The 25,885-nt window shown below is 51.1% G+C and carries 19 protein-coding genes; 11 read left to right on the forward strand and 8 right to left on the reverse strand.

The genetic code is table 11. The features are described 5' to 3' along the window. Nucleotides 1-16: 16 nt before the first annotated feature. Nucleotides 17-1,315: a sulfatase-like hydrolase/transferase gene (locus tag Pr1d_RS02225; RefSeq protein ID WP_148071997.1), complete on the reverse strand. Its 1,299-nt coding sequence runs from the start codon at nucleotides 1,313-1,315 to the stop codon at nucleotides 17-19. A gap of 3 nt (nucleotides 1,316-1,318) precedes the next feature. Beyond that, nucleotides 1,319-2,215, reverse strand: coding sequence for a carbon-nitrogen hydrolase family protein (locus Pr1d_RS02230; RefSeq protein ID WP_148071998.1), 897 nt, complete (start codon nucleotides 2,213-2,215; stop codon nucleotides 1,319-1,321). 325 nt (nucleotides 2,216-2,540) lie between these two features. On the opposite strand from Pr1d_RS02230, the gene Pr1d_RS02235 reads away from it, so the two are divergent. Beyond that, complete coding sequence (locus Pr1d_RS02235) at nucleotides 2,541-3,980, forward strand: DUF1501 domain-containing protein (RefSeq protein WP_148071999.1); 1,440 nt, start codon at nucleotides 2,541-2,543, stop codon at nucleotides 3,978-3,980. Nucleotides 3,981-4,046: 66 nt separating this feature from the next. Then, complete coding sequence (locus Pr1d_RS02240; protein WP_148072000.1) at nucleotides 4,047-5,864, forward strand: DUF6807 family protein; 1,818 nt, start codon at nucleotides 4,047-4,049, stop codon at nucleotides 5,862-5,864. Nucleotides 5,865-6,050: 186 nt separating this feature from the next. Here Pr1d_RS02240 and Pr1d_RS02245 read toward each other — a convergent pair whose 3' ends face one another. Beyond that, entirely contained in the window at nucleotides 6,051-7,028 is a 978-nt protein-coding gene (locus tag Pr1d_RS02245) for a hypothetical protein (protein ID WP_148072001.1), read from the reverse strand. 259 nt (nucleotides 7,029-7,287) lie between these two features. Here Pr1d_RS02245 and Pr1d_RS02250 point away from each other — a divergent pair, with 259 nt between their 5' ends. Genes Pr1d_RS02250 through Pr1d_RS02260 form a run of 3 tightly spaced genes read left to right on the forward strand, consistent with a single transcriptional unit; the run spans nucleotide 7,288 to nucleotide 10,408 of the window. After that, nucleotides 7,288-8,232 carry a dihydrodipicolinate synthase family protein gene (locus Pr1d_RS02250; RefSeq protein WP_168205014.1) on the forward strand — a complete coding sequence of 315 codons (945 nt, stop codon included), beginning with the start codon at nucleotides 7,288-7,290 and terminating at the stop codon, nucleotides 8,230-8,232. A gap of 51 nt (nucleotides 8,233-8,283) precedes the next feature. Beyond that, the gene (locus Pr1d_RS02255; protein ID WP_148072003.1) at nucleotides 8,284-9,297 is read left to right on the forward strand and encodes an amidohydrolase family protein; all 1,014 of its coding nucleotides are present in this window, start codon (nucleotides 8,284-8,286) and stop codon (nucleotides 9,295-9,297) included. A gap of 10 nt (nucleotides 9,298-9,307) precedes the next feature. Next, entirely contained in the window at nucleotides 9,308-10,408 is a 1,101-nt protein-coding gene (locus Pr1d_RS02260; RefSeq protein ID WP_148072004.1) for an oligogalacturonate lyase family protein, read from the forward strand. Nucleotides 10,409-10,482: 74 nt separating this feature from the next. Here Pr1d_RS02260 and Pr1d_RS02265 read toward each other — a convergent pair whose 3' ends face one another. From Pr1d_RS02265 to Pr1d_RS02280, 4 genes are all read right to left on the reverse strand, one after another. After that, entirely contained in the window at nucleotides 10,483-11,946 is a 1,464-nt protein-coding gene (locus Pr1d_RS02265; protein ID WP_148072005.1) for a dockerin type I domain-containing protein, read from the reverse strand. Nucleotides 11,947-12,105: 159 nt separating this feature from the next. Further along, nucleotides 12,106-12,561 carry a hypothetical protein gene (locus Pr1d_RS02270; RefSeq protein WP_148072006.1) on the reverse strand — a complete coding sequence of 152 codons (456 nt, stop codon included), beginning with the start codon at nucleotides 12,559-12,561 and terminating at the stop codon, nucleotides 12,106-12,108. A gap of 77 nt (nucleotides 12,562-12,638) precedes the next feature. After that, entirely contained in the window at nucleotides 12,639-13,685 is a 1,047-nt protein-coding gene (locus Pr1d_RS02275) for a DUF1559 domain-containing protein (RefSeq protein WP_168205015.1), read from the reverse strand. Nucleotides 13,686-14,023: 338 nt separating this feature from the next. After that, nucleotides 14,024-14,800, reverse strand: coding sequence for a PEP-CTERM sorting domain-containing protein (locus Pr1d_RS02280; protein WP_148072008.1), 777 nt, complete (start codon nucleotides 14,798-14,800; stop codon nucleotides 14,024-14,026). A gap of 427 nt (nucleotides 14,801-15,227) precedes the next feature. Between Pr1d_RS02280 and Pr1d_RS02285 the strand changes: the two genes are divergently transcribed. The 4 genes from Pr1d_RS02285 (at nucleotide 15,228) to Pr1d_RS02300 (ending at nucleotide 20,341) form a co-directional block, all read left to right on the forward strand. Continuing rightward, on the forward strand, nucleotides 15,228-16,154 hold the full coding sequence (locus Pr1d_RS02285) for an NAD(P)-dependent oxidoreductase (protein WP_148072009.1): 927 nt from the start codon (nucleotides 15,228-15,230) through the stop codon (nucleotides 16,152-16,154). 113 nt (nucleotides 16,155-16,267) lie between these two features. Continuing rightward, nucleotides 16,268-17,548, forward strand: a complete 1,281-nt coding sequence (locus tag Pr1d_RS02290; protein ID WP_148072010.1) for a Gfo/Idh/MocA family protein — start codon at nucleotides 16,268-16,270, stop codon at nucleotides 17,546-17,548. 6 nt (nucleotides 17,549-17,554) lie between these two features. Continuing rightward, entirely contained in the window at nucleotides 17,555-18,529 is a 975-nt protein-coding gene (locus Pr1d_RS02295) for a DUF6807 family protein (protein ID WP_148072011.1), read from the forward strand. A gap of 66 nt (nucleotides 18,530-18,595) precedes the next feature. Then, nucleotides 18,596-20,341, forward strand: coding sequence for a sodium:solute symporter family protein (locus Pr1d_RS02300; RefSeq protein WP_148072012.1), 1,746 nt, complete (start codon nucleotides 18,596-18,598; stop codon nucleotides 20,339-20,341). Here the strand turns inward: Pr1d_RS02300 and Pr1d_RS02305 are convergent. Continuing rightward, complete coding sequence (locus Pr1d_RS02305; RefSeq protein ID WP_148072013.1) at nucleotides 20,334-20,903, reverse strand: DJ-1/PfpI family protein; 570 nt, start codon at nucleotides 20,901-20,903, stop codon at nucleotides 20,334-20,336. The two genes, Pr1d_RS02300 and Pr1d_RS02305, sit on opposite strands and share 8 nt — an antisense overlap. A 298-nt stretch (nucleotides 20,904-21,201) precedes the next feature. Between Pr1d_RS02305 and Pr1d_RS25950 the strand changes: the two genes are divergently transcribed. Then, nucleotides 21,202-24,714 (forward strand): dienelactone hydrolase family protein, encoded by a 3,513-nt coding sequence (locus Pr1d_RS25950; protein ID WP_210417861.1) that lies wholly within the window; start codon nucleotides 21,202-21,204, stop codon nucleotides 24,712-24,714. Next, nucleotides 24,689-25,648, forward strand: coding sequence for a carbon-nitrogen hydrolase family protein (locus Pr1d_RS02315; protein ID WP_210417862.1), 960 nt, complete (start codon nucleotides 24,689-24,691; stop codon nucleotides 25,646-25,648). The genes Pr1d_RS25950 and Pr1d_RS02315 overlap by 26 nt, the downstream gene beginning before the upstream one ends. The last annotated feature ends 237 nt before the right edge of the window (nucleotides 25,649-25,885 follow it).

Raw genomic sequence — 25,885 nt, forward strand, 5'->3', positions numbered from 1 at the left:
CGTTTGTCCCGCGATACTACGGATGCTCCAATCCCGCTGAACGCAAATCTCTAAGTGCTTGCTGTAAATATTTGGGAAGGGGTTGTGTTGTTGTCAAAGAGTGCTTTTCTTGAGGATCCTTGGCCACTTCATAAAGCCGCCCGTCACTATAAAGTTTCCAGTGGCGGTCTTTGACGAAGGCTTTTCCCTTGTGCTCAGCAAACACCCATTCGCGATCTCCTTTTCCTTCACCCAAAAGTCGCTGGGCAAACGAACGTCCATCTAAGGTGACTTCTTCAGGTAAGGAAGCGCCGGCGAGTTCTGCCAAGGTCGGAAGAAAATCGCTCACGTCCACCAGGTCATCGCAAGCGGTGTCTGCAGGGATGTGGTCAGGCCAACGGACGATCAGGGGAACCCGCGTACCGGCGTCCGTCAATTGGGCCTTTCCCCCGGGGATTACCGTTCCATTTCGGATTGAGAAAATCGGCTGATAGATCAGCTCTCCACTATTATCCACGCCATCGATGTTTCTCGCTGGGGAACCGTTGTCCGTGAGAAAAATTACGAGCGTGTTGTCACGAAGGCCTGCCTGATCAATAGCATTGACGATTCTTCCCACTCGGTCGTCCATGGCCGACACCATTTCGGCAAAGGTTTGATAGCGTCCGTTAGGGCCGACAGGTACGGGTTTATCCAAATCATTGGTCACCGCATGGCAAAGCGCCATGGAATAGTAGGCAAAGAACGGCTGATCGCGCTTTCGCTGGATGAAGTCGACCAGAAAATCACAATAGACATCGGGCCCATATTTATCGTGGACATCCTCTCGTTTGACGCCATTTCGCCAGATCCATGGTTCGTAGTACCTGGGACCTTCATGCCAGCCAAATAGACAATACTCATCGAATCCGAGTCGAGTCGGATGCGACAAGTCTTCGCCCAACAATGCTATTTGCCACTTTCCTGCCACAGCCGTGGCATAGCCGGCTCGTTTGAGTACTTGGGCGATGGTATTGGCTTCGGCTGAGGGAGGATAGCTGCCCCAATCGGGATTGCCCATGCGGAACGGATACTGACCGCTAAACAGACAAATTCGTGTGGGATGACACACAGGCATAACATAGGCATGCTCAAACCGCATCCCTTGCTGAGCTAATTCGTCGATGTGGGGAGTGGAGTAGCTTTCACCTCCGTAGCACTCAAGTACTTCCGAGCCAACGTCATCTGCCAGAATGAATAAGATATTCGGCGGTGAGTCATGTTCCGCTCGGACGTCGGAGGTTGTCCAATTCAAAGCAAGAAACATCATAAATAGCAATTGGCGACGAACGCTCACAATCTAATCTCCTTGAAGCTGTAATTCAGTTAATTCATGGTAAAAACTTGGTGAACGGCGTTCGAGGATGTCGCCGGTTCCTACGTTGTCGTCGATTTCAATAGTGGCAAACACTAACTGATCGTGGTCTCCTTCATTGCGGGCTACGATCTTGCCACTCGGATTGATGATCAGAGCTTGGTTCTGCTTTACATAGACTACCCACACGCTATTCTCCCAGGCACGCGTGCGGAGTAGTGCCTCGTTTCGCTCACCGTCTGTACCATACGCGGGTATGATGAGTATTTGTGCTCCCTTGAGGGCGAGAATTCGCGCTACTTCAGGAAAGCGGCGATCGTAGCATATCAACGCTCCAATTGTGCCAAGATCGGTTTTTGCGACTGGAAAACTGGTACCGGGGGTATTGAAGGCTTCCCCTTTGATATGAGTCTTGGAATAGTGCAGCACCAATTCCCCCGCAGGAGAATAGACCACGACCGAATTGAACATTTCTTTGCCGCGACGTTCGGCAAATCCTACAGAAAGAAAGATTTTTAGTTTGGAAGCCAAATCGGCAATCCGCTTCATCCAGGGTCCATCCAGCGGTTCACCAATTTCCATGAATTTTTCACGGGTGAGTTCAGGCACCAGCTTCGCGTTGCTCAAATATCCGTCTAGGAATCCTTCACAGGTCACGACGAGACGTGCCCCACTCTCTGCGGCCTGAGATGCGTACTTTTTGAGGAGGCCTAAATTATGTGCTTTGTCCCATCGCTCGGGTTGCACGCGCATAGCCGCTACCAGGAAGTTCGTCTCACTCTCAGCGACTGCCGCGGGATCTCCAACCAGAGGCAATACAATTCCACTCACCACAAGACCGACCATCAGTGGCTTAAGCCAGGTGGCATTTCGAAAAGACATGGTAGAACCTAAGAAAAGAGTTGAGTCAATTTCCGACGTTCAATTAAAGCTACACGTGAAATCCGTCGCCAACAAGACTGCGATCCGCTTTCCGCATGAAAGACGCAAAAGCAGAAGCAAGGTGTTGGCGAATTGAGAAATCTTTATTGGCCCAGAGCAACTCTGTTGGAAGTCGATTCTCAGTCAAGAATATTTTTCTCTTACGCTTGGAAATCAATTGGTGAGAGACTCGTACAACGGTATCATAAAAGAAGAGTCACCAGCATTGCTCTTTGCAAGAGAGAAAGCGAATCTTGAGTGGAGCATTTTCAGTGGATAGTTTCCCATGGACATTTCTCATCGATTGAATTGCTACTGCAATCGTCGCAACTTCTTGGGGCGAACTGGTCTCAGTCTTGCGTCGGCTGCCTTTTCTACACTTATCAAATCTCCCGGGCATGCGATCCAGGGCAGCAACTCATCGCGGAGCTTTCCCAATTTTGCACCCACTGCCAAGCGCGTTATCTACCTGTTCCAGTCAGGCGGCCCATCGCAAATTGACTTATTCGATTACAAGCCCAAGTTGGCAGACTGGCGAGCTAAGGAACTTCCTGATTCTATTCGCCAAGGCCAGCGTATCACCACCATGACCTCAGGGCAGGGAGGGCTGCCCATTGCACCTTCGCAATTTACCTTCTCACAGCACGGGCAGAATGGAACCTGGGTTGGAGACCTCCTACCTCACACGGCCAAGGTCGTAGATGATTTGTGCATCGTACGATCAATGCATACCGATGCCATCAACCATGACCCCGCGATCACATTTCTGCAAACTGGCTCTCAACAACCTGGCAGACCCAGCATGGGTGCCTGGCTTGCCTATGGATTGGGAAGCGATGCAGAAGATTTGCCGGCCTTTGTCGTGCTACTCTCAGGGAGAGAAGGACAACCACTCTATGATCGCTTATGGAGTAGCGGTTTCTTGCCGTCGACATATCAGGGAGTAAAGTTTCGCTCGGTCGGCGATCCTGTTTTGTATCTTTCCGATCCCCCTGGCATGGATCGTGAGACACGCCGCAATGTGTTGGATGGATTAGCGGAGCTAAACGAGATGCAGCTCGCTGAGTATGCCGACGAAGAAATTGCTACGCGAATAGATCAATACGAAATGGCCTTCCGCATGCAAACTTCAGTGCCCGAACTTACCGACCTTTCGAGTGAACCTCAGCACGTGCTTGATTTGTATGGTCCCGATTGCCTGAAACCGGGAACTTTTGCTCACAATTGCCTTTTGGCTCGTCGCATGGCTGAACGAGGTGTAAGGTTCATCGAGCTTTTCCAACGAGGTTGGGATCACCACAACAAGTTGCCTGAAGAGCTCCCAAGATTCTGTCAGGCAACGGATCAGGCTGCTGCCGCGCTAGTCACCGATCTTAGACAACGCGGCATGCTCGATGAAACGCTCGTCGTTTGGGGAGGCGAATTTGGCCGCACGGTTTACTGCCAAGGCAAGCTCACCCCCACCGACTACGGGCGGGATCATCATCCTCGCTGCTTTACGATGTGGATGGCCGGCGGCGGATTTCGGCCGGGCATGACTTACGGTGAAACAGACGATTACAGCTACAACATTGTTGACAAGCCGGTTCATGTCCACGATCTGCATGCCACGATGTTGCATTGTCTGGGAATTGACCACACACAGTTGACTTTCAAGTATCAAGGTCGCCGCCATCGCTTGACTGACGTGGCGGGGAACGTGAAGTATGACTTACTGAAAACATAGCGAGCCGGGTGCAGCCAGTCCTGCAGGCAATGCCCTTCCCCCCCCTAACTAACGGGAGCTTTTACCTTGCGTACTCTGATTGGCTGGTGCTCAGCACTGCTTTTGAACTTTTCTGTTTCGACATCGTCACTAGCAGTCGATATTGGGCAACAGGGAGATAACTTTCTGGTGTCGATCGACGGCCAAGAGTTTGCACTTTACGACACAGGGAAAGACAACGCTCGACCTTTCTTTCGCAACGTGCGAGCAGCCGATGGCACAATTGTCTCACGACCAATTTCTCCCCCTGGCGGTGATCACCCACACCACACCGGCATTTGGGTCGCTGTCGACAAGGTCAATGACATCAAGTTTTGGGCTCAAGAGGGTCGCATCAAAAACCGTGCGGTCGAAGTCGTAGAGACTGGTTCAAACCCGGCTGTCTTGAAAGTCAAAAATGACTGGCTCAATCCGAACGGTGAGGTTGTACTCAAAGAACGCACTACAATCTGCATCTTCGAGAATCGATTGTTGATTTACGACATTCGCTTCACCACTGGTGAAGAACCCGTCACGTTCGGTGATACCGAGGAAGGTTTTTTTGCCTTTAGGATGGCCGACTCCATACGAGAGGAAGCTACGGGGGAAATCGTTAACGCCGATGGACTGAAAACGGCCAAAGGCTGTTGGGGCAGACAAAGCAATTGGGTGGACTACTCAGGCCAGGTCGAGGGGAGGAAATACGGAGTTGCCATTTTTGATCATCCGCTCAATTTCCGCCCCGGTCGGTATCATGTTCGCGATTATGGCCTGTTTGCAATCAATCCGTTTGGGGAGCACGACTATACAGAGGGGAAACTACCTGCCCAGCCGGTAACTCTTCCCGCAGAGAGTTCACTTGAGCTGCAATATGGCATGTATTTTCATCCGGGCGATGTTGATGCCGGCAATGTCGCACGGGTGTATCAAGATTTTCTCCGCAAAACCGAGTCTCCAACCAAAGGCCAGCAAGAGATTCAATATCGCAGCTCTGCTGACGGGACCGTCCAACCTGCAATGTTCTACGCCCCGAAGAGAGATCAGAAGGTCCCCCTCTTGGTCGCTCTACATACCTGGTCGGGCGACTATAAGCAAGACGATCACGAAGAGTGTCTTCAGTGGTGCATAGAAAAGGGCTGGGTCTATATCCATCCGAACTTTCGAGGCCCCAACCGCAACCCAGCAGCGACAGGTTCTGAGTTAGTCATCCAAGACATCGAGGATACGGTGACTTTCGCCTCGCAACATGCCAATGTTGACCCATCGCGTGTCTATTTGGTGGGAACCTCCGGCGGTGGTTACGCTGCGCTCCTGATGGCAGGGCGACGACCAGAATTGTGGGCGGGCGTCTCTGCCTGGGTGCCAATTGTCGACCTTGAGAGTTGGTACTACGAGAACAAGGCCGATGGCGACAAGCATTGGCGCGAGATAGCCAACTCCTGCGGTGGCCCCCCCGATGCCAGCAAGAAAGTCAAAGAGCAATATGCCAAGAGGTCACCGATCACTTGGCTGAAGAATGCACGTGCCGTGAATGTCGATATCAACGCCGGTATCCGAGATGGCCACGTAGGTAGTGTTCCCGTGAGCCACTCGCTACGTGCCTTCAACAAGATTGCCAACGAGCCAGATCGACTTAGCGAGGAGGAAATAGCCTATTTCGTTCAAGAGGCCCAGGTTCCCGACCATCTAATGTATGAGATAACTGATCCTAGCTACGGCGATAAGCAGCCATTGTTTCGCCGTCAAGCACAGAATGTAAGAATCACGTTGTTTGATGGTGGTCACGAACTAATCCCCCAAGCGGCAATGAATTGGCTGGAGCACCAGCGACAAGTGGAAAGCCTCCAACAAGAGATTGCGAACTAATCCATCTCATCGATTACAGCGCTCTCTACCGAAGGTTCCGGAGCTACAAGGTCTTGATGAGGGAGCACGTCGGGCACTACTCGGACTCCCGTTGTGAACTTTATGGGGAGCCCCGACGCGCTTACTGACAGAGCAAGCATGGACCAGCAGGATCGCCATTGCTCATCGATGGATTACCTGTTTTGTTCAGTTCTCACAGGCTAACTTGCGTACAGCCTCGTGGGACAATTCGAATTCATTCCACAACCGTTCTAGAACAGCGGTGGCGGGTAGTCCGGGTGACTTGAGTAATTGGTGCCGGATATGCACTGCAAACTCCGCTTGATCTTCAAATACCTTTTCGCTCGGTCCCGGAAAGACAATATAGTCCATGGCTGCACCTTGAATTCCCTGCGCGAGCCCCGCTGCATACTTGGATTCGATCATGATTATCGATCTCCAACCTGCAGGAGACGCATGCGATAACAGCATCGGCCGGTGCCACTTGGCGACGATCTTTCCCCCGCCGCGTGGGCAATGAGGAATCGCTCCGCTCGAGGCATAGTATGCGTCGGGATGCACAACGTATCCATTTAGATGGTCAACCCCGTAGTCAGCAAAGCGAGTCAGGCGATTTTTTGCTTCCCAAAACCAACAAGAATTCGGTGAGTTGAAATTGGTATAACACGCAAAGAACTGACCATACTCTTCGACATTGTCGCCCGAAATATTGCGGATCGAAGTGACCAGATCCCAGTGCGGAGTTGTCTCATCTACCACCTCGGGGAGCAGAAACTTTTGCATACAATCAAAGCCATCGATTTCGAAGTGAATGCTTAGCCGTCTTGCATTCGAGGAGAAATCAACCGGTGTCCAATATCTGGGACGACAACTGTCACCCCAAGGATGCCCCTTCCACCATTGCCATTCACGGTAGTCCCAGGCCCTGGAGTCATCATCGCCGCCGCGCATCCATGATTCGGACGGAGCGTCCACTGTATGCAGTTCACTCATTCCGCGTGGATCAAACTTCATCTCCATAACGCTTTGACCATCGCAATTCACAAGAGTTCTTTTGACAATAGGCTCAATAACCACCGGTGGATGCTCATCCTCGCATGCCAATACAGGCGAATGAAAAGAGGCCCAAAAAAGCAGGAGGAAGATTGAATAGAATCGATACATGTTTATTGACTTCCTCATAGGACGAGCTCTATCGTGGGCTGGCTATTGCCATGAAATAGGCCTTTATTATCACGCCGTGCTTTAGAAATGACCAGCTTGAATGGTAAAATATAGACATTCTCTCTTTGTGAATCCGGAAACTCAGGCTACTGACATTGAGAAGCATTTGTTTTCAGCTTGCGCATGGTAGAATCCTACTGTCTCTTCTAACTTATTCATGGAGCTAGTTTCTGCTTCCAAAATCATCGGACCAACCTATATGACCTGGAACCATAAGCCTTGGACGGGCGTCTTTGCCGCCACGCTCTGTGCCTTCCGCGAAGATCAATCAATCGACGAAGCGGGACTCGCCAAATACATCTACGAACTGGCACAAGTAGACGGAATTCAAGGCCTTGTGTGTAACGGTCATACCGGTGAAGTCATGTCGCTGCTTCCGAGAGAACGCGCGCAAGTCACGTCCATCCTAGCGAAGGCGGTTGGAAGATCGGAAAGGGACGTAAAAGTCGCCTCGGGAGTAATGGCGGAGGGCACGCTGGAAGCCATCGAGCATGCTATCGCAGCCAAGGAAGCAGGAGCCGACGCGATTCTTCTCATGCCGCCGCATCACTGGCTCCGTTTTGGACGCAAGAGCGCGACAGCGATCGATTTCTGTACAGACGTTGCCGATGCGGCAGGGATCGACATTATCCTTCACCAATACCCAGCTTGGACAAAAGCCGGTTACTCACTAGATGAAATGCTGAGCATCGCTAAGCATCCGCGAGTCGTGATGATCAAAATGGGCACCCGCGATATGTCTCGTTGGCTTTATGATTTCGAGAGTTTGAAAGAATCTTCGCCCGAAACATCTGTTGTCACATGCCATGACGAGTTTCTCTTGCCAACCCTTTTTGAGGCAGCGGATGGGGCTTTGATTGGATTCGCTGGATTTGCGCCCCATCTGATGGTCGAGCTCGTCCACGCCGCCCTCGACGGAGATTTTCAGCGCGCCAAAAAGGCTCAACGCACAGTCGCCCCTCTAGCCCATTTGATTTACGATTTTGGTGAGCCGGGTTGCGGAGCCCATCAACGGATGAAAGTGGCACGTTGGCTTCTGGGGAAGTTTCCTAGCCCCCATTTTCGCCGGCCCGTTAATCCGCTGCCATCAGCCGAGGTAGAAAAAATCCGTTGCGAGTTGGCCAAAATAGATCCCACCCTCTGAACCTGCCCACCAAAAAACAGAGCACAGTCCTCTTGCCAATCTACGGATACTATGGAATGCATTGACGTTTTCTGCCATTTCTTGCCTCGCAAATACATTGCTGCAGCCCAGGAAGCGGCCGACAAACCACTCACAATGTTTGAGCGTGCTCAGCAGATACCGGCCATGGTTGATTTGCCTGCACGGCTGGAGATACTCGAAGAGTTTCCGGGATACCGTCAGATTATCAGTCTCTCGTCACCACCTACAGAAATGTTGTCATCGCAAAATGCGGTAGAACTAACGCAACTTGCGAATGACGAATTGGCTGGCGTGGTTCATGCTGGCGGGGATCGCATCTGCGGATTTGTCGCTGCCCTTCCGCTGAATGATATCGCAGCCAGCATCCAAGAGACACGACGCGCTATCGACGAGCTTGGAGCAGTCGGAGTTCAATTATTCACAAGCGTGTTAGGTCGTCCGTTGGACCATCCTGATTTTTTGCCTCTGTTTGACCTCATGGCAGAATTCGATCTTCCCCTCTTGTTGCATCCTACCCGGCCGATGAATGTACCAGATTATCCTGACGAAAAGTTTTCGAAATATGACTTGTGGTGGGCAATAGGCTGGCCCTATGAAACCACTCTCGCATTGATCAGGCTCGCGTTTTCTGGAATCCTTGAGCGCCTTCCAGGTTTGAAAGTCATTGCCCACCACGTGGGGGGATATCTTCCCATGCTGGCAGGACGACTGGGTCCCGGCATGGAACTGCTGGGGACCCGGAATCCCCCAGGAATGGAGCAATATGTCACAACGCCTCTTCAAGAGCCTATCCTTCGCGCTTGCCAGCGATTTTATGCAGATACCGCATCGTTTGGTTCCCAAGCGGCGCTCGAATGTGGAAGGGCTTTTTTCGGCGGGGAGCGACTCTTGTTCGCCACCGATATGCCTTTCGACCCGGGGGGGGGACCAGACTACATCCGCTCGACACTTGCGGCTATCGATTCCATGGCGCTTTCAGAGACCGAACGACGGGCAATACTCGTGGAAAATGCCAAATGCCTATTCCAATTGAATGACCAGTGAGACTTGAACGATGCCATTAGGTACCGTCTATCCTAGCGAAAGTCACATTAGCTACGATCCTCGAACGGGGGTCGCGATCCGGCAGGTCACCAGCTTTGCGGCGAATCACCACCACCCGTTTTACTACATTCCTGCCTACGACGACTCAGGAAAGCGTCTGTTTTTTGTCTCACATCGGACGGGAGAACCGCAGATTTTTTTTGAGGATGAACCGGGAGGGAACCTAGTCCAGATCTCCCACCGTCCTGACTTAAATGAGTGGTCCTGCCATCCCTCGTGGGACGGCCGATACGCCTACTACACCGCCGGCAATGCCGCCTGGCGGGTCGACATCGAGGCCATGCGTGAAGAGCAGGTCGCGACGTTTGGTGGGATGCCGATTCGTCAGCCCGGTATGGTGGGTGCCTCGATGGGGACTACCAGCCTCAGTACGGACAACCGCTGGTGGTGCGTGTACGTCAAAGCGAAGTACCAGTTTCAGATGCATATCATCGACGTCCCAACGGGGCAGGACACGGTGATCCTTGAGTGCGACACGATCGCGCACCCCCAATTCCACCCCGACGATGCGTCGCTGCTGCGCTATGCTGGACCACACGACCAGCGGATCTGGACCATACACCGTGATGGTAGCAATAACCGGTTAGTCTATCACCGTGACGCTGAGAAAAAGGAATGGATTGTCCACGAAACCTGGCTCCCCGGCACGCGCGAAATCATCTCAAGCAACTGGCCCCACGGTGTAATGGCTGTCAATATCGACAGTGGTGCAGTTCGCTGGATTGTCCGCACGAACGCCTGGCATCCGATGGTAAACCGAGCTGGGACCCAGTTGGTGGCCGACACCACGAATCCAGACGTCGGCTTGATCCTCTGCGATCCCCATCAAGAATGTGGGCCAGTTGAGAGTCTGTGTGACTCAAATGCCAGCAGTCTGGGCTCCCACTGGCAAAGCGATCACTGCCCCTATGACGACGGCAGCGTTGAAGTTTATGCCCCTCAGCATACGCATCCCCATCCTAATTTCTCGCCCGATGGTCGGCGGGTGGTGTTTACGTCCGACCAATCGGGTTGGGCGCAAGTTTATGAGGTGGTGATACCGATAAAGTAGGGTGGGCACGGCCCGCCAGAAGGCCTGGAGAAGAATTGAATTTGTTGGGCGGTGCCCACCCTACTATTTACTCGCTACCTTCGCCGACGCCTCTGATTAACACACGACATTGCTGCCACTAAACCTAGCAACAGAGCACTGGGCTCCGGTACCGCAGCGAAAGTCGCAGTCAAGGGGCTTGTGCCGTACTGGTTTTGCCAGATGGCCAGATCAGCGCCGTTGACCATACTGTCGCCATTAGCATCGCCTTGGGCCATCGTAGTACCAGTGTTAAAGTTACGTTGCCAAATCAAGAAATCTCGTCCATCGACGTCACCATCCCCATCAAAATCTGCATTCTCGACCGGAGCTGCCAAGGGAGCAATCACTCCGATCTGGTAAGAGAGAAAATCCATATCAAAAGATCCCCAACCAGCATTGTCACTAACTCCGAATTCCAAGAAAGGACTATCTTCATCGGCGTAGACTGAATTATTATTCGCCGCCAGGGTCACTTGAAATGTACTTGGCGTCAAGGAGCCGTTCATGTAGACCTTCACTTCAATATTACCGGGTAGGGCACCATTGTTCTCCATGGTTATCCAGAACTCGTTCCACTCGTTGAGCTCATTGTCAGCGATCTCCAAAATATTGAGTGTGCCGCCATTCTCAGAATCGATCGCGTTGCTAGGAGCGTTACCATTGAGATTGTTCATAATCAGACCACCACTGCCGGTGCCGGTACAAAGAGATCCCGTAGCAGCATCACAAAAAGTGCTCACGTCAGTACTTGTCACTAATGAAAAACCGACCTGCGTGTCTTCATTGGTCGGGCTGTTCTGAGAGAAATTGAGAATGCCGCGACCGTTTGACATTATCGCTCCACGCCCATTGGGAGAGTCTTGGAACCAGGGGATAACATCGGGATCGGTATCGGGATCGTCTCCATCCGTCTCGAGATAGAGATCATCCAAAGGACCACTAACGGGAATCCGAGTACGAAATGAAACCGTTAAGCCCGTGTTGGTGAGTACCAACTCGTCCATCGGTCCTTCCTGAGTCATGTCATGACCGAAGTAGACTCGACGGTTTGTATTTATCGGATCGTTGGGAGGGGAGGGTTCCGTGGGATAGGTGAGATTGGGATCCGACAGACCTTGAATCCAGCCATGTGGTTCAGGATTACCAGCATCTTGAATGCGAATGTAATCGGTACTGCCTTCGGTAAATACCCCAGCCCCGCCAGGTGATGTCCCTTGTTTACCTGTCAGTGAAACGGCCGGATTGGCTGACACAGTAGGGTCCGAAAGCGTATCGCCAGGTGCGGTACCATCCCATTTGTCCCCTTGACTGTGGTACCAGGTTCCATCAAGAGCATCCACATCTTCGCCGACTGGATTTATAGAGAAATCTTTTCCACCAAAGCCAGCAGGGCCAAAATCGCCAATGAAATTGTCATCACCTGTTCCAGCTGCTCCATCCGTTACACCAGGATTGAATGTTCCATCGTAGGTGTAACGCCACCCTCCAGCAGGATCGAGGTAATTGACTCCCGCCATCACACTATGCAGAGAACAGGAACAAATGAGAGTAGAAATTACGATAGAATATATTGATTGTTGCCGATTCATTTCAAATGTCGCCTCTGAGGTAATTAGTATTGCTCTATCAATTCACATTTCTTCGGTAAAACAACGCCGTGAAATCTTCGATACGTATTAGCGTCGAATTCGTGGACGAGTCACTTCAATACGAAATTCATGTGGTGATGTGTCAGGAGAAACCGTGAAATGCAAACCCGAACTCTTAGAATTCTTAAACTTACTATCGATGGGATTTCTAACTTCACGGCGTTCGCGTGCTGATAATCCATCTGTATCATCAGGTATTGTGGGAACGACCATCACAACATATTCTCCCGCAGGGGCACCATCATCTTTATCAAAGGTAGTGAGACTATACTTGCCATCTTCTCCAAAATACCCAGTGGCCGTTAGCGGCGAATCTGAATCAAGCTGTTGAAAGACGACCTTGCCTCCGTTCCTCAGTGTTGAACCATCTTCGAGGACGACCTCTCCGCTCACCGGATAGGTCGCCAACGTTGACTTGCCACAACCCAAGAGCAGGAAAATTAAGCCTAAACAGACGGTTGTCGAATAGTGGCACTTTGACAAGCTAAGCGTTCTCCAAATATCAAACAGTGCAAACCGATAGATTAGACTCTTATGAGAGCAATAAACCAATCGAACTTTCAATATTGCGTCACAGGAAATGGAATTCCTTTGCCATCCAAGTCTACGGTCTTCCCATCAGCCTTATTGCAAATCTGACCCAGCATATAGCCATCGATATCAATATTGAGCGAGTGAACAGCCCCGTCACCAAAAACGAACTGACAGATTCCAGGATGCCAACTACCAAAATTCTTGTTCCAGTCTGTCAATTCCTGTCCTCCTGATGAACCCTTTTCAGGAGTTGCGATTGGTCGCGTAAACCCACCTTTACGCCCAACGGTACTCCAAGAGTCAGGGTTGTAGATTGAGTTATCCTTTGCCGAGATGTGCCCAAACCAAGTGCCATTAGGACCATCCGTCGGGACATGCTTCTCACCTACAAAGGCGGTATTTGAAAGGCCATCCTCGATTTGTGAAAAGGTAACTTTATATTGCAGTGGGAGTGCACTCAAATCATCAATCCCTGGCGTGACATCACCATTGCCGTCATCGTCATCGCCATGCCCTGAAAATCGGAAGGGTCCTGTCGGTTCTTTGGGAGGTTGGTTACCAGAGATGTATGTGTATGTATTGTCATTAAATGAAGCGTTTGGGGAATCATCGCCTGTGTTACATGCGAAATCTGCCAATGCACCGGGGAAATTCGCACCACTGGCACTACCTGCGTCATTGTCGCCAACGACACTCAGTTGAGGAGGAGCACGCCGGGAAGGACAAAAATAAACGGGTACCTGAGCAGTTCTTGCTGCTTCTGTCTGTCCATAGTACGTCTCATGGCGATTCCATGTCGTGGCGATGTTGCCTGCTTCCAAAAAGGGCCAGAGTTCTGCGGCCCAGGTGATGTAGTCGAACTTCCGTCGCGAATTGGGAATCCGCTTGTAGGTATCATGGTGATTTTGGATCGCCAACCCGATATTCTTCAAATGATTGGTGCATTGGGTTCGCCGGGCCGCTTCACGGGCTGCTTGGATCGCCGGCAATAAGAGAGCTACCAAGACGCCAATGATGGCGATTACCACCAACAGTTCGACCAACGTAAACGCGCGCTTTGTGTGTCTGGCCACGGCAAAACCTCCCAACATGTTTTTAAAAGAAAAGTCTTAACAGCGGGTTAAGCGAAGCTTGAGGTCTGCTTTCCCCGGACCCGCTATTCTTACTTCTTAGGAAAAGTGGGCTTCCAAGCCCTATCTATAAGCTAACCATTTGGCCTTTGTCAGTCAAGTTTTCCCAGGGCATCTCAGACCGATTGCTGAAGATGAGAGGAGCGATTGCCGGAACTCCGAAGCCTTTACATTGGGTTTGCTTTTTCGGAATAGCAACCTTTGCTGATCGCGCAAATAAGAACGCCTCGACCAAATGAGTCGGTCGAGGCGTCTGTTTGCTAAAAAGGAAAAATGGTGAACTACCTACGGCGCAGGAGACCGAAACCAAGTGCCAAGCCAAGCAAGGCAATGCTCGATGGCTCAGGTACAGCATCGACCATAATGCCACCGATGGAAGCATTGACACCAGCAACACCCGAATTGAGTTGCAACTTAAGAATATCCCCAACGGCAACGCCTTCGTAATAGTATGAATATACGTCCGCTATACCGTTGAACGTGAGGTTTCGCAAATTGACATCCAATCCACTAACATCTTCACGAGCACGTATCCGATTCATTGAGCTGTATTGGCCGTTGGTATTGTCAGCGACCACATGCAACCAAAAAGCCGGAGGAGGATTGCCCACTACACCAATGTTCTTAATTGCATTATTGGAGTTATTAGCAGCCTGGGGATCAACCAATGCACCAGAGAGTCCGTTGGTACCGTCGGGTAGCGTGAGAAAATTCCAGGGGGTATTGCCCCCTTCAGAAAATGCTTCAGCCCCAAGATCGTCTCCGAAAGAGTAATCAGGACTGTTCGGATCGAAGTCGACTGAAAGCCAAGATGGCAACGTATTGGCAGCATCTTGACCGACTGGACTGTTCGTATTCGGAGTTGTCGCTCCGAAATTAAAGAACAGGTAGCCATCTTGGCCAATGTTCAAACCTGCGGCACTGTAATCGGTTGCATCGATATGCGTGGCCACAGCAGGATCGATCTGCTGGAAATAAGAAATGCTTGTTGTTGCCTGGGCAATAGGGGCAACAAGCAATACTGCAGCACTGAGTACAAACCAAAATTTCTTCGTCATTAGTCATTCCTCCAAAGTTTGAAAAGGGTTAGTCACAAAACAATAACTTGCTTCACACCCGAGTGGGATTGGAAACAACAAACGGTTCTCTCGTATAAACCTCACAAGAAAAGAACAGTGGTGATAGAGAATAAACGAAGAGTCTCATATGTCGTAGCCTTGGCAACTCGAGTCACGTAGCTCCGCTAATCTCTATGTTGTAGCGATTCGTGTAGGATTGCAAGAAAAAAAACTGGAAATCGTATTCTAGCTTGGATAATCCCGCACGAACGGAATTGGCATTTTAGGAAACGGCAGTCCGCCCTTGGCATTCTCAGACGTTCTGGGGAAAGTTGATCATAGACTGCTGATACGGTTGGAGTTTTGCATTAGACTGTAGACTTCATTACTACGCTTCTCAATCGTCTAACACCATGTGAAAACGATCATGACTCGAAATTCCGATTCGCTTCGTACCATCAATTCACGTAGTAGCTCAAACCTACAGCCCGTGGGAGTAATAGGTCTTGGCCTGCTGGGCACTGCCCTGTGTGAACGACTGCTAGCTGCGGGTTACCCCGTGTTTGTCTACAACCGCACCCAGGAAAAAGCGATCCCACTAATCGAATTGGGGGCCGAATGGTCTGATAACCCCTTCACCGAGTGTTCTCGAGTGGTCATCAGCCTTTATACCTCTGATATTGTCGATGCCGTTCTCGAGCAAATGGACTCAGGGCTCCGTGCCGGTCAGATACTGATTGACACAACCACCGGTGACCCCAGCCAGACTTCTGCTCTCGGCCACCGGCTGGCGAAACGCGACATTCATTACCTTGAATCACCTATTGCTGCCTCAAGCGAGCAAACCCGCCAGGGAGAGGCCCTGGCTATCGTCGCAGGTCCTGAGCAATCGTACCACGACTGCTGCGACCTCTATGACTGCTTGGCCGCCAAGTCTCACTACGTGGGCTCGTGGGGTAGTGCCGCCAAAATGAAATTGGTAAACAACCTCGTGCTGGGCCTCAATCGAGTGGCTCTGGCCGAGGGCTTACTTTTTGCGGAAGCCATCGGGGTGCCGAAGCAAAATGCATTGGATGTACTAAAGGACGGCAATGCCTATTCCATCGTAATGGACGTGAAAGGTCAAAAGATGGTCGATAGTGATTTCTCAACTCAGGCCAAGCTTTCACAGCATACCAAAGACGTGCGACTAATGCTCTCTGAATCTGAACGAGCTGGGATTATACTACCTATGTCGAATTTGCATCTGCAACTATTGGAACAGGCCGAATCGCTCGGCCTGGGAGATCGGGACAACTCGATCATCATCCGCGCTATTGAAGAAGCGGTTCGTCAAGTGGAATTGACAAGTTAGCTGATACTCCCCAAGAATTTTCGCTCAGGCAGATGTAGCCACCGTTTCCAGAGGGTAGATTCCTTGATATCGAATTCCTGCCTACTTCTCCGGCTAATCTCAAAGGAGCAATCATGCCAAATTCAACTCGCAGGTCATTTCTTAAAAAAGTGGGAATCGGTGCTGCCGTAGCAGGGTTGGCTCCTCGGTTGGATGCAGCTGGTGCCAACGATCGAGTCCGTTGGGGACTTATTGGTTGCGGGCAGCGAGGCCGTTGGTTCTTTGAGGGTGCCGACTATGTGTGCGATCCCGACCAGCGCCGACTCGCGATAGCCGCCGAAGCATCAGGTGTCGATTCGAAACATGCGGTCACCGACCTACGCCGCATCCTTGACGATCCGACTATCGACGCCGTCGTCATCGCCGCACCCGACCATTGGCATGCTCCCGCAGCGATTTTGGCTTGTGAAGCGGGCAAACATGTCTACGTCGAAAAACCGTGTAGCCACAACTTCCGCGAAGCCCAATTGCTCCTCAAGGCGGCTCGGGATAACAATGTAGTTGTGCAACACGGCACCCAGCAGCGGAGTACGCCATTTACGATCGAAGCAATCCAAAGACTCCATGAGGGAGTGATCGGCGACGTGCTGGTAGCCAAGGCGTGGAATATTCAGCATCGCGACAACATCGGTTTTGCCGAACCGACTTCTGCCCCACCGGAAGTTGACTACGATCTCTGGGTAGGCCCCGCCGAGATGGTTCCTTTTCAAACAAACCGCTTCCATAGCGATTGGCACTGGTGGTATAACTTCGGCACGGGCGACATCGGCAACGATGGTGCCCACGAGATTGACTACGCCCGCTGGGGATTGGGAATCGACGCATTGCCATCCAAGGTAGTTGCCCTGGGAGGCAAGTATTTTTACGACGACGCGCAACAGTTCCCCGACACAGCTACTTGTGTATTCGAATATGCTGGAAAGGATGGGGCGACACCTCGTCAACTTGTGTTCGAAATGCTGCTTTGGTCGAAGAACTACCCTCTCAATTGCGATAGTGGAGTGGAGTATTTTGGCTCCTCCGGGAAAATGTTTTTGAGCAAGCGAGGCAAGATGTTCATTTATGACGATCAAAATCGAGTCATTGAAGAGAAGCGAGCTGAAAAAGGCGACCCAAGGGTACATTTTAATGACTTTGTTGATGCAATTCAAAATGACCGCCGCCCAAACGCTGATATCCTAGAGGGCTTTCGTAGCGTGGCTCTGATACACTTGGCAAATATTGCCGTGCGAACAGGCCGCTCTTTGGAAGTCGATTCTACATCCGAACAAATTACAAATGACGATTCAGCCAATTCACTGTTGTCACGCCCGTATCGTGACGGTGGCCATTGGGCTAAACCAAAAGGAGCTTGATAAACTATGACTGTGAGAAGCCTGTTGTCAATTTGCTTTTCTGTGTTCCTGTCTATTGCAGGCAATTGTTCGATCACTCAGGCCAGTGAGGGGAACGTCGAATTTGACACGAGCAAAGATGGTGTGATTGTTGTTAAGATTGACGGTGAACCAGTCGCGGATTATGTCTACGAAGACGAGGATATTTCGCGGCCCTATTTTGCCCACCTGCGGACCACCGAATCACCACAGATCTCGCGAAACTATCCCCCCGTCGCAGGTAAGGATCGCGCAGATCATCCGACTTTTCACCCAGGGCTGTGGATGTCGTTTGGCGACATTAGCGGCAACGACTACTGGCGAAATGCTGCCCCGGTAAAACACGTCGCTTTAAAGACGGATCCAGAAAAGAATTCATTCACTGTAAAAAATCGCTACATGAACCAGGAAGACCCCAGCGAGGCTGTATGCGATGAGAAGACCAGCTACACCGTGATCCCGCGACCCGGTGGTTACCTTCTACTTTGGGATAGCACGTTCTCCTCAGATAAGGAATTTTACTTCGGCGATCAAGAAGAAATGGGCATCGGTTTCCGCGTGGCTACGCCGATCCGCGTCGAAAAAGACGCTGTGGGAGAGATGCCAGCTGGCAATGGGAAGATGGTCGACTCGGAGGGTCGCGTCAACGGTGACGAAATCTGGGGCAACACTGCCGATTGGTGCGACTACAGCGGCACACTGGATGGCCAGCAAGTGGGAATGACCCTGTTTTGTCATCCCGATAACTTCCGGCCCAGTTGGTTTCATGCTCGCGATTATGGGCTTCTCGAAGCGAACCCCTTTGGGCGCGAGGCCTTTGGTAAGGGAGATAAGAGCCAAGTTGAGGTCAAACCAGGGGAGCAGTTCCGTCTCCGCTATGGTGTATTCGTCCACGCCTCGCCTGATGGAGAGTCTCCTAACTTGGCCGAAGAATACGACAACTATGTCGAGGTAGCGGATTAGCTCAGCCGGTCATTTAGCTAATGAGCAAGCCATTCTTTATATCGAACTCTTTTCTCAAGGTATTTCATGATCGGGTTGCATCCTATCGATATTGCAGTAGTGATTCTCTACCTCGTGGGCATCACTGCCCTCGGCGTCTGGACTGCCCGCAAAGTTAAAACTTCAAGCGATTTTTTCATGCCCCGCCGCTTTGGTAAGGCGATGATGATCACAAACGCATTTGGGACCGGCACTGCTTCTGACCAGGCGGTAGTTGTGGCATCCGCGACCTTTCGCCGCGGATTGTCCGGCATTTGGTGGCAGTGGATTTGGCTCCCAGCCACGCCGTTTTATTGGATCATTGCTCCCATCATGCGGCGGCTGCGTGCGGTTACGACTGCCGACGTTTATACACTCCGCTATGACCGGAGCGTCGCGATGCTGTTTGCCCTGGTGGGCATTTTGGGTTTGGCAGTCAAGATTGGCCTGATGCTCGTAGGGGCAGGCGCCTTGGTTTACTCTACCACAGCAGGGGCGATCTCGGCCAATTGGGCGATTGGGATGATCACGGTGATGTTCGTCCTTTATGGCACTGCGGGAGGTTTAGGAGCGGCGATCGTTACCGATTTTTTTCAAGGTATTCTGACGATCATCTTTTCCGTGTTGCTGCTCCCCTTCGTTTTGCAGAATGTCGGAGGGCTCGAAGGCGTCCGCGAAACAATTAAGAATCCGGAAATGCTGAGTCTCTCGGTACCCGGCGAGATTGGTGTCTTCTTTGTTGTGATGTACTCCATTCAGGCTCTCGTTGGTATCGTCGCACAACCTTTTATCATGGGAGTCTGTGCCTCGGGACGCACCGAGATGGATGGTCGCGTAGGATTCATGGTTGGCAATATTGTCAAACGTTTTTGCACAATGGCTTGGAGTGTGACAGCCCTGGCAGCCGTCGCCTGGTACATTCAGCGCGGAGTCGATCTTTCGACTATCAAAGGAGACCATGTCTATGGCGACGTCGCCCGTGCATTCCTGCCCTCAGTAATGCCTGGCTTGCTGGGCCTCTTTATCGCTTCTCTGTTGGCATCGGTAATGAGTTCGTGCGATGCTTTCATGATCTCTTCAGCAGGATTGCTAACAGAGAATATCTATAAGCCACTCAAGCCGAACCGACCCGAGAGTGAATATCTCTTTGTTGGACGGATCACTTCTTTGCTGGTAGTGGTCGGAGCATTGCTCTTCGTGTGGTACATCCGTGAGTCGGCCAGTAGTCAAGGGAAGTCTCCCGTCATTGAGTCGCTCAACATCTGGTTTAAGATTGCCCCCATGATGGGAATCACTTTCTGGATGGGTCTACTCTGGCGGCGGGCGACGGTAGCTGGCGCCTGGGCGGCTACTCTCACTGGCTTTGGGGTGTGGTGGGCAACAACGCAAGATTGGTTTGTGAGGTTTGCTGCTTCGGCGCCGCTGGCCGACAAACTCAATTTCGTCTGGCAAGTCGGCGACGGTCCGCCAGAAATCTATGAACCATGGGTGGTGTTGTTCTATACGGTTGCTGCCATCGTGGTGGGTGTGGTCGTCAGTCTTGTGACTCCACAAGTACCCCAGGAAAAGCTCGATCTCTTTTACAATCTCACGCGCACTCCAGTGACAGAAGGCGAGATAATCGACAAGCCCTGCACTTTGCCCAAAGGTATTAGCCCCGCAGAACGCAGTATGATCTGCACGGCATTCGGGTTGGAAATCCCCGTCCCCTCGGGAACTTCGATCGCTGGCTTTCTTGCAGGCTGGGTCGCTGTTGCCGCATTGATCGGGGGATTCGTCTGGTTGATCACCTAGCGCTGACAACTGTCGTTCGCCGAGCTAACTCCGTAGTAAAGGCTTTCATCCAGCCAGAGCATTCTCGCTTGTATCGACAGCAGTACAAATTGCCATCTACGACGAGCGGCTCCGCGACATAAGTCGCACCAGAGAACTCGGCATCCAAACGACAGCGGGGGATCGTGGTCACTTGCCGACCGCGAATGACGTCCGCAGCCGCTAAAATCTCAATGCCATGACAGATCGAGGCCACCGGCTTGGCATGCTTGAAAAAGTGCCGCGTGATTCGCAGTAGGTCTTCATCGTAACGCAAGAATTCTGGAGCACGGCCTCCAGGCAGCACCAGCGCGAGATAGTCCTTCGGATCAACGTCACGGAATGCGATATCTGAATCCAGCTTGTAGCCGGGCGTTTCGATCGTGACGTCCCAACCCGAGTCGTGGTGATGTTGCACGAGATGGTAAGTGCGCACTTCGGGAGCAGCTTTAACGACCAGATAGTCTTCGCCAAGTCGGTACAACGGAACCATCGTGTCAATTACTTCGGCGCCATCCCCGATGACTAAGAGAACTTTGTCCATCTCGTTACTCCACAGTTTGATCTTACTCTACGAATAAAAGAGATAAAGATATGGTTGAATTCCCGATAATAAGCCATTGTGGCTTATTGTTTTTATACTCTCAAACAAAATCTTATGGAATGTAATTCACAGTACAATGGCGGTTCACAAAATCGGCAATCTTTATAAGCGCATTCAGAAATCCTTTTCCACCATTAAATGGGCACTACCTCGAACTTGCAAACACTTCATTATAGGTGCAGACTGTTGACTTAGTTTTCACTAGAGCAGCCATACGCCGTTGAAGAAATTCACATCGATGTTCACAAAAGCTGTTTTTCACTCGTCGCAATTGTTCGCACTATTGCTTGCACTAAGTACATTGGTAGCCAAAACTGAGGGAGAGCAAAGGACCGAGAATGAATCGCAATTAATGGAGTTTTCTGTGACTCCTGCCGCTTCTGGTCGACAATTGGTGCGAGCATCGATCCCTTTTCGCTCAGGGATATTGTCACAGACTGAGCAGGTTTTCGCTGAGGACGGTTCCGAGCAGACCCCTGTGGCAGTCAGGCCCCTTGGATTCCACATTGATTCCACGGGTGAGAAGACCGTTCGGCAAGCTATGGTCACCTTTCCCTATAACTTTCTCCAGCCCTCGCCAACAGTATTTCGACTCCATAAGAGTAAGGACTCGCGAATCTCACTTCCTAAGCAAGAAGTTGAGTTGACCTTCCATGGCGAAGGTTGGTGGGAGATTGCCTACTCGACAGGGAGCTCCTTTCGGGCTGTGCCAATTTGGCCTGATTCCGAACCCAGTTCGGGCTGGATAAGTGAAACTGTTGAACAATCCCCTTATTTCATTTGGCAGCGATGGAAGCAAGAGATAGGCAAGTGGCATCGGATTGTTGAATTTAGAACGGACCATTTGGGGCAAGTGATCGCCGTTGCTCATCTGCAGCGTTTGGACGCGAGTAGCAACTGGGCGCCACGCTTCGGATGGGAAATCACCCCCTTGGAAAAACCCAGCGAAAAATCTGAAATCTCACCATTTGTCACGCGCAGCGACCGAGAATGGCAGTTGAGCCACTCGTTTGCTGCAGGCGGCAAGTTTGAGGACATGATCGACCCGGGGCGAATTCGCATCGCACATCCAGCAGCTCCCTACAAACAGAGCGGTGGCGTCTTCACTCGTCAACTGGACTCTGGTTCCACAGCGTACCGCTATTTGCGTTCCACTCCCAGTGAACGTGTGCCGATGCAGGAGTATTCCTGGAGGCGAGCAGAAATGGTGATTTCTCCAGTCGGAGTTGCTCCAGTAACCGCCACGTTACAGTCGGCTCATAAAGTATCAATCAAGCCGATCGATTGGAATGCAAGTTACGGATCTGGTTTGCCCATTACGGTCGACCAACATTTGTTGCTTTCCAAGGCACTTGAGTTTCATCGTCAGGCTACTGTTCGCATGGCAGCAGTGGGCCATGACTGGGGGAACGTAACCACATTTTCTGATTCCACGTCACACGGTGGCATCTTTGGCATGAATCGTTTGAATCATGCCCCTGGTATTATCTTCGAGGCAATGCGAACAGGAGACCGCCAATTCTTGGAAATTGGCCTGGCTTGGTGCGACAATTTCCATGATCTTTCAATCTGGTGGGGGCCCAAGGATTTCGGTGGCACCCGATACAACAACATCCGGGCAAACAACGATCCAACTCCGGAGGATGATACCACCTTCATGTGGCGGGGGGATAAATCAACGACCTTTTGTACAAAAGGTTATGCTGCATTTCAGATGGCCTACGAACTCACAGGTGATCCTCGCATGTCAGAGGCACTCGAATCCCAAGTTGCTTACGCAGTTGAACATGTTCATTCAAACGATGGGGAATGTCGTAATATTGGCGACGTGGCAGATTTCGTCAAACTCTATGAATTGACCGGTGAGCAGCGATTTCTCGACCATGGATTGCGATTGTTTCGCGAATTGCGACCATTGCTTTCGCCGGACTATCTATTCGACCAAGGTGGTAAGCAGCTTGCAGAAGACCCACCTTTCATTGACGGAGATGATCGTGGTTTCAATATTGGATACGCTAAACCCTATATCATTGGCTATGGGTTGGCTGGCTGTCCGCAACTAGCGAAGTATTTTCCCGACGAACCCGGCCTTCAAGAAATGGCAAGAGCAATGGCCGACTTCTTAATCGAAAGCCAGGACCCCCTGGGAGGATGGAGATACCCACATCCTGCATCATCCAGAACTATGCTGGGACAGGCAATGGAACATGCCAATCAACTTGTCGAAACTTGTAAACTGCTTGGCCCTCAAGAAAAGTATCTTGACGCCATCGAGCGTGTTTTGAGGCAGCGTGTCTGGATACTGGAAGCAACTGGCACGATAGCAAACAATCTCGTGGGCTGGGAAACGGCTACCGGATTCATTGGCCATCCCAAAGAGATATACGATCTTTATCAATTTCCCGGTGATCGCGATTCGAAGCGTGACTATCGAGAAGGCAATCTGCGACTTGGATCTGCACCACCCGAAGCACTAGTCTACTTCCCCAAAGTCCTGAGATATTATCTTGCACATCGCTCTGTTGTTCGATTGCTTGAACAGCCCCGAGAGGAGACCCCCTTGGGTCAATTACTTGCCGCGACTACCAAGTTCAATTTCCCGGCAAATGGTAAGGCAAGCCCTACTGAGACCCAGACAAAGGGAGTTGATAAACTACTACCAGTCTTCTCTCAGGACTTGAAAAGTTCTTTGGAATTCCCCTCCGCATGGGAACACGCCACGAACACTACCTTTGATGAATGGAAAACAAAAGCGAGACGCCAAGTTCGCGAGGCGTTTCTTACCCCCCCGTCAGTTGTTGACTTTAATCCCAAAGTGCTGGATAGTCAGAAACAAGATGGTTACACGTCACAAAAAATCGAATTAAATCTGAGCGGCGAAAGTCGTGTCCTCGCCTATTTGCTGATCCCTGACGGAAAAGGGCCTTTTCCCGCAGTTTTGATGCTGCATGATCATGGTGCCGAATTCCGGATCGGCAAGGAAAAGCTTGTTCACGCTTGGGATATTTCTGCTGAGAAGCAGCGTGTTGCTGAGCAATGGGTTGAAAAATACTATGGCGGGCGATATCTGGGAGATGAACTCGCCAAGCGGGGTTATGTTTGCCTGGCCACTGATGCACTGAATTGGTCTGATCGGGGAGGTGGAGGATTTGAAGGGCAGCAAGCGCTCAGCAGCAACTTGATGCACATGGGCATGTCGCTAGCGGGTTTGATCGCGCATGAGGATTTGCGCGCCGCCGAATTTCTTGCCTCACTACCAGAGGTCGATTCAGACAGAGTTGCTTCCCTCGGGCTCTCGATGGGTTCCTTTCGTGCTTGGCAGGTGGCGGCAATGTCGGATCACATCGCCGCTGGTGCTGCGATTTGCTGGATGGCAACCGTCAAAGGGCTCATGCAGCCAGGCAACAATCAGACGAAGGGCCACTCTGCATACACGATGTTGCATCCTGGATTGCTGAACCTGTTAGACTATCCGGATATCGCTAGCTTGGCCTGTCCCAAACCGATGCTGTTCTACAATGGCCTGCAAGACTCCCTATTTCCTGTACCAAGTGTCGAGAAAGCTTATAGAAAGCTACATTCTGTGTGGAGTTCGCAACGACATGAGGAACTTCTGGAGACTCGGCTATGGGATGTGCCGCATGTTTTCAACCTGGAAATGCAAGACAAAACATTCCAATGGCTTGATCGCCAATTCAAGTTTGTAATTCCAGAAAGGGACTTTGATGCAAAGTCAGCAATACCAGATTAACTTGCTAGCCATGCAACTTGTGTTGTTTGGTTGCTTATGGTCGCCTGGAAAGCTCTGGGGGGAGGCAAGAACAGAAGTTTCAAGCGTCGGTGAATCCGGTCAATTGAATGTTGCGACATGTCAGTTCCCAGTATCGAGTGACATCTCGGAAAACGCGAAGTGGATACGCAAACAGATGCGACAAGCATCTGAGCAAGAGGCCGACATTGCCCACTTTTCGGAAACGGCCTTATCGGGCTATGCCGGTGTCGATCGACCCGATATGAAGGACTACGACTGGAATCTGCACTCCGTCGAATTCGAGTCAATTCTCGCTTTGGCCAAGGAATTAGAGTTGTGGATTGTGTTGGGCAGCGCGCATCGGCTGAGCGAGGGACACAAGCCTCACAACTCTCTCTACGTCATCAATGATCAAGGCAATATTATCGACCGTTACGACAAACGATTTTGCACAAATGGAGATCTTCGCCACTATTCACCAGGCGATCATTTTGTAACCTTCGACATCCACGGCGTGCGTTGCGGATTACTCATATGTTACGACATTCGGTTTCCTGAGCTTTATCGTCAGTACTGCAGCCAAGGCGTGCAACTCATGTTTCACTCTTTCCACAATGCGCGCCAGAAGCCGGGTAAAATACATCCGAAGATCATGCCTCCCACTGCTCAAGCGCGCGCCGCTACTAACGGGATGTTTATTTCGATAAACAATTCTTGTGTAAAACACAGTTGGGCCAGTTTGTTTATCACCCCCGATGGCTTAATTGAACAACGGCTTGAGACGGATAGACCTGGAGTGATGGTGAACTGTGTAGACGTTCAAAAAGTTTACTACGATGCTAGCCGCGAATATCGTATGCAGAGCATTCAAGGCGTATGGAATAGCGGCGAGACGGTCATCGATCCGCGATCGACGGATCGATTAGGCTATTGATCTAAAGTACATTTGGCCCAGATCGTATTGAGGTAACACGCACCTGCACTCTCGCTGGCAAAGTGGTCGCCTGCTTGATTCTCCAATTCGGGCAAGAGTTGTTCCGGGTGTGTAAATGGCAGCCGAAAATCAGAGCGCCTGGCGGGGAGGAATGGCAACTGAAAAGTTCAGCGCGCAGATGTGCCAGCTGTGAAATTTGCGAAGATGGCGGCGACAGCCGCTATCTTTCCCAGATTC

This window comes from Bythopirellula goksoeyrii (assembly GCF_008065115.1).
GTDB classification, from domain to species: domain Bacteria; phylum Planctomycetota; class Planctomycetia; order Pirellulales; family Lacipirellulaceae; genus Bythopirellula; species Bythopirellula goksoeyrii.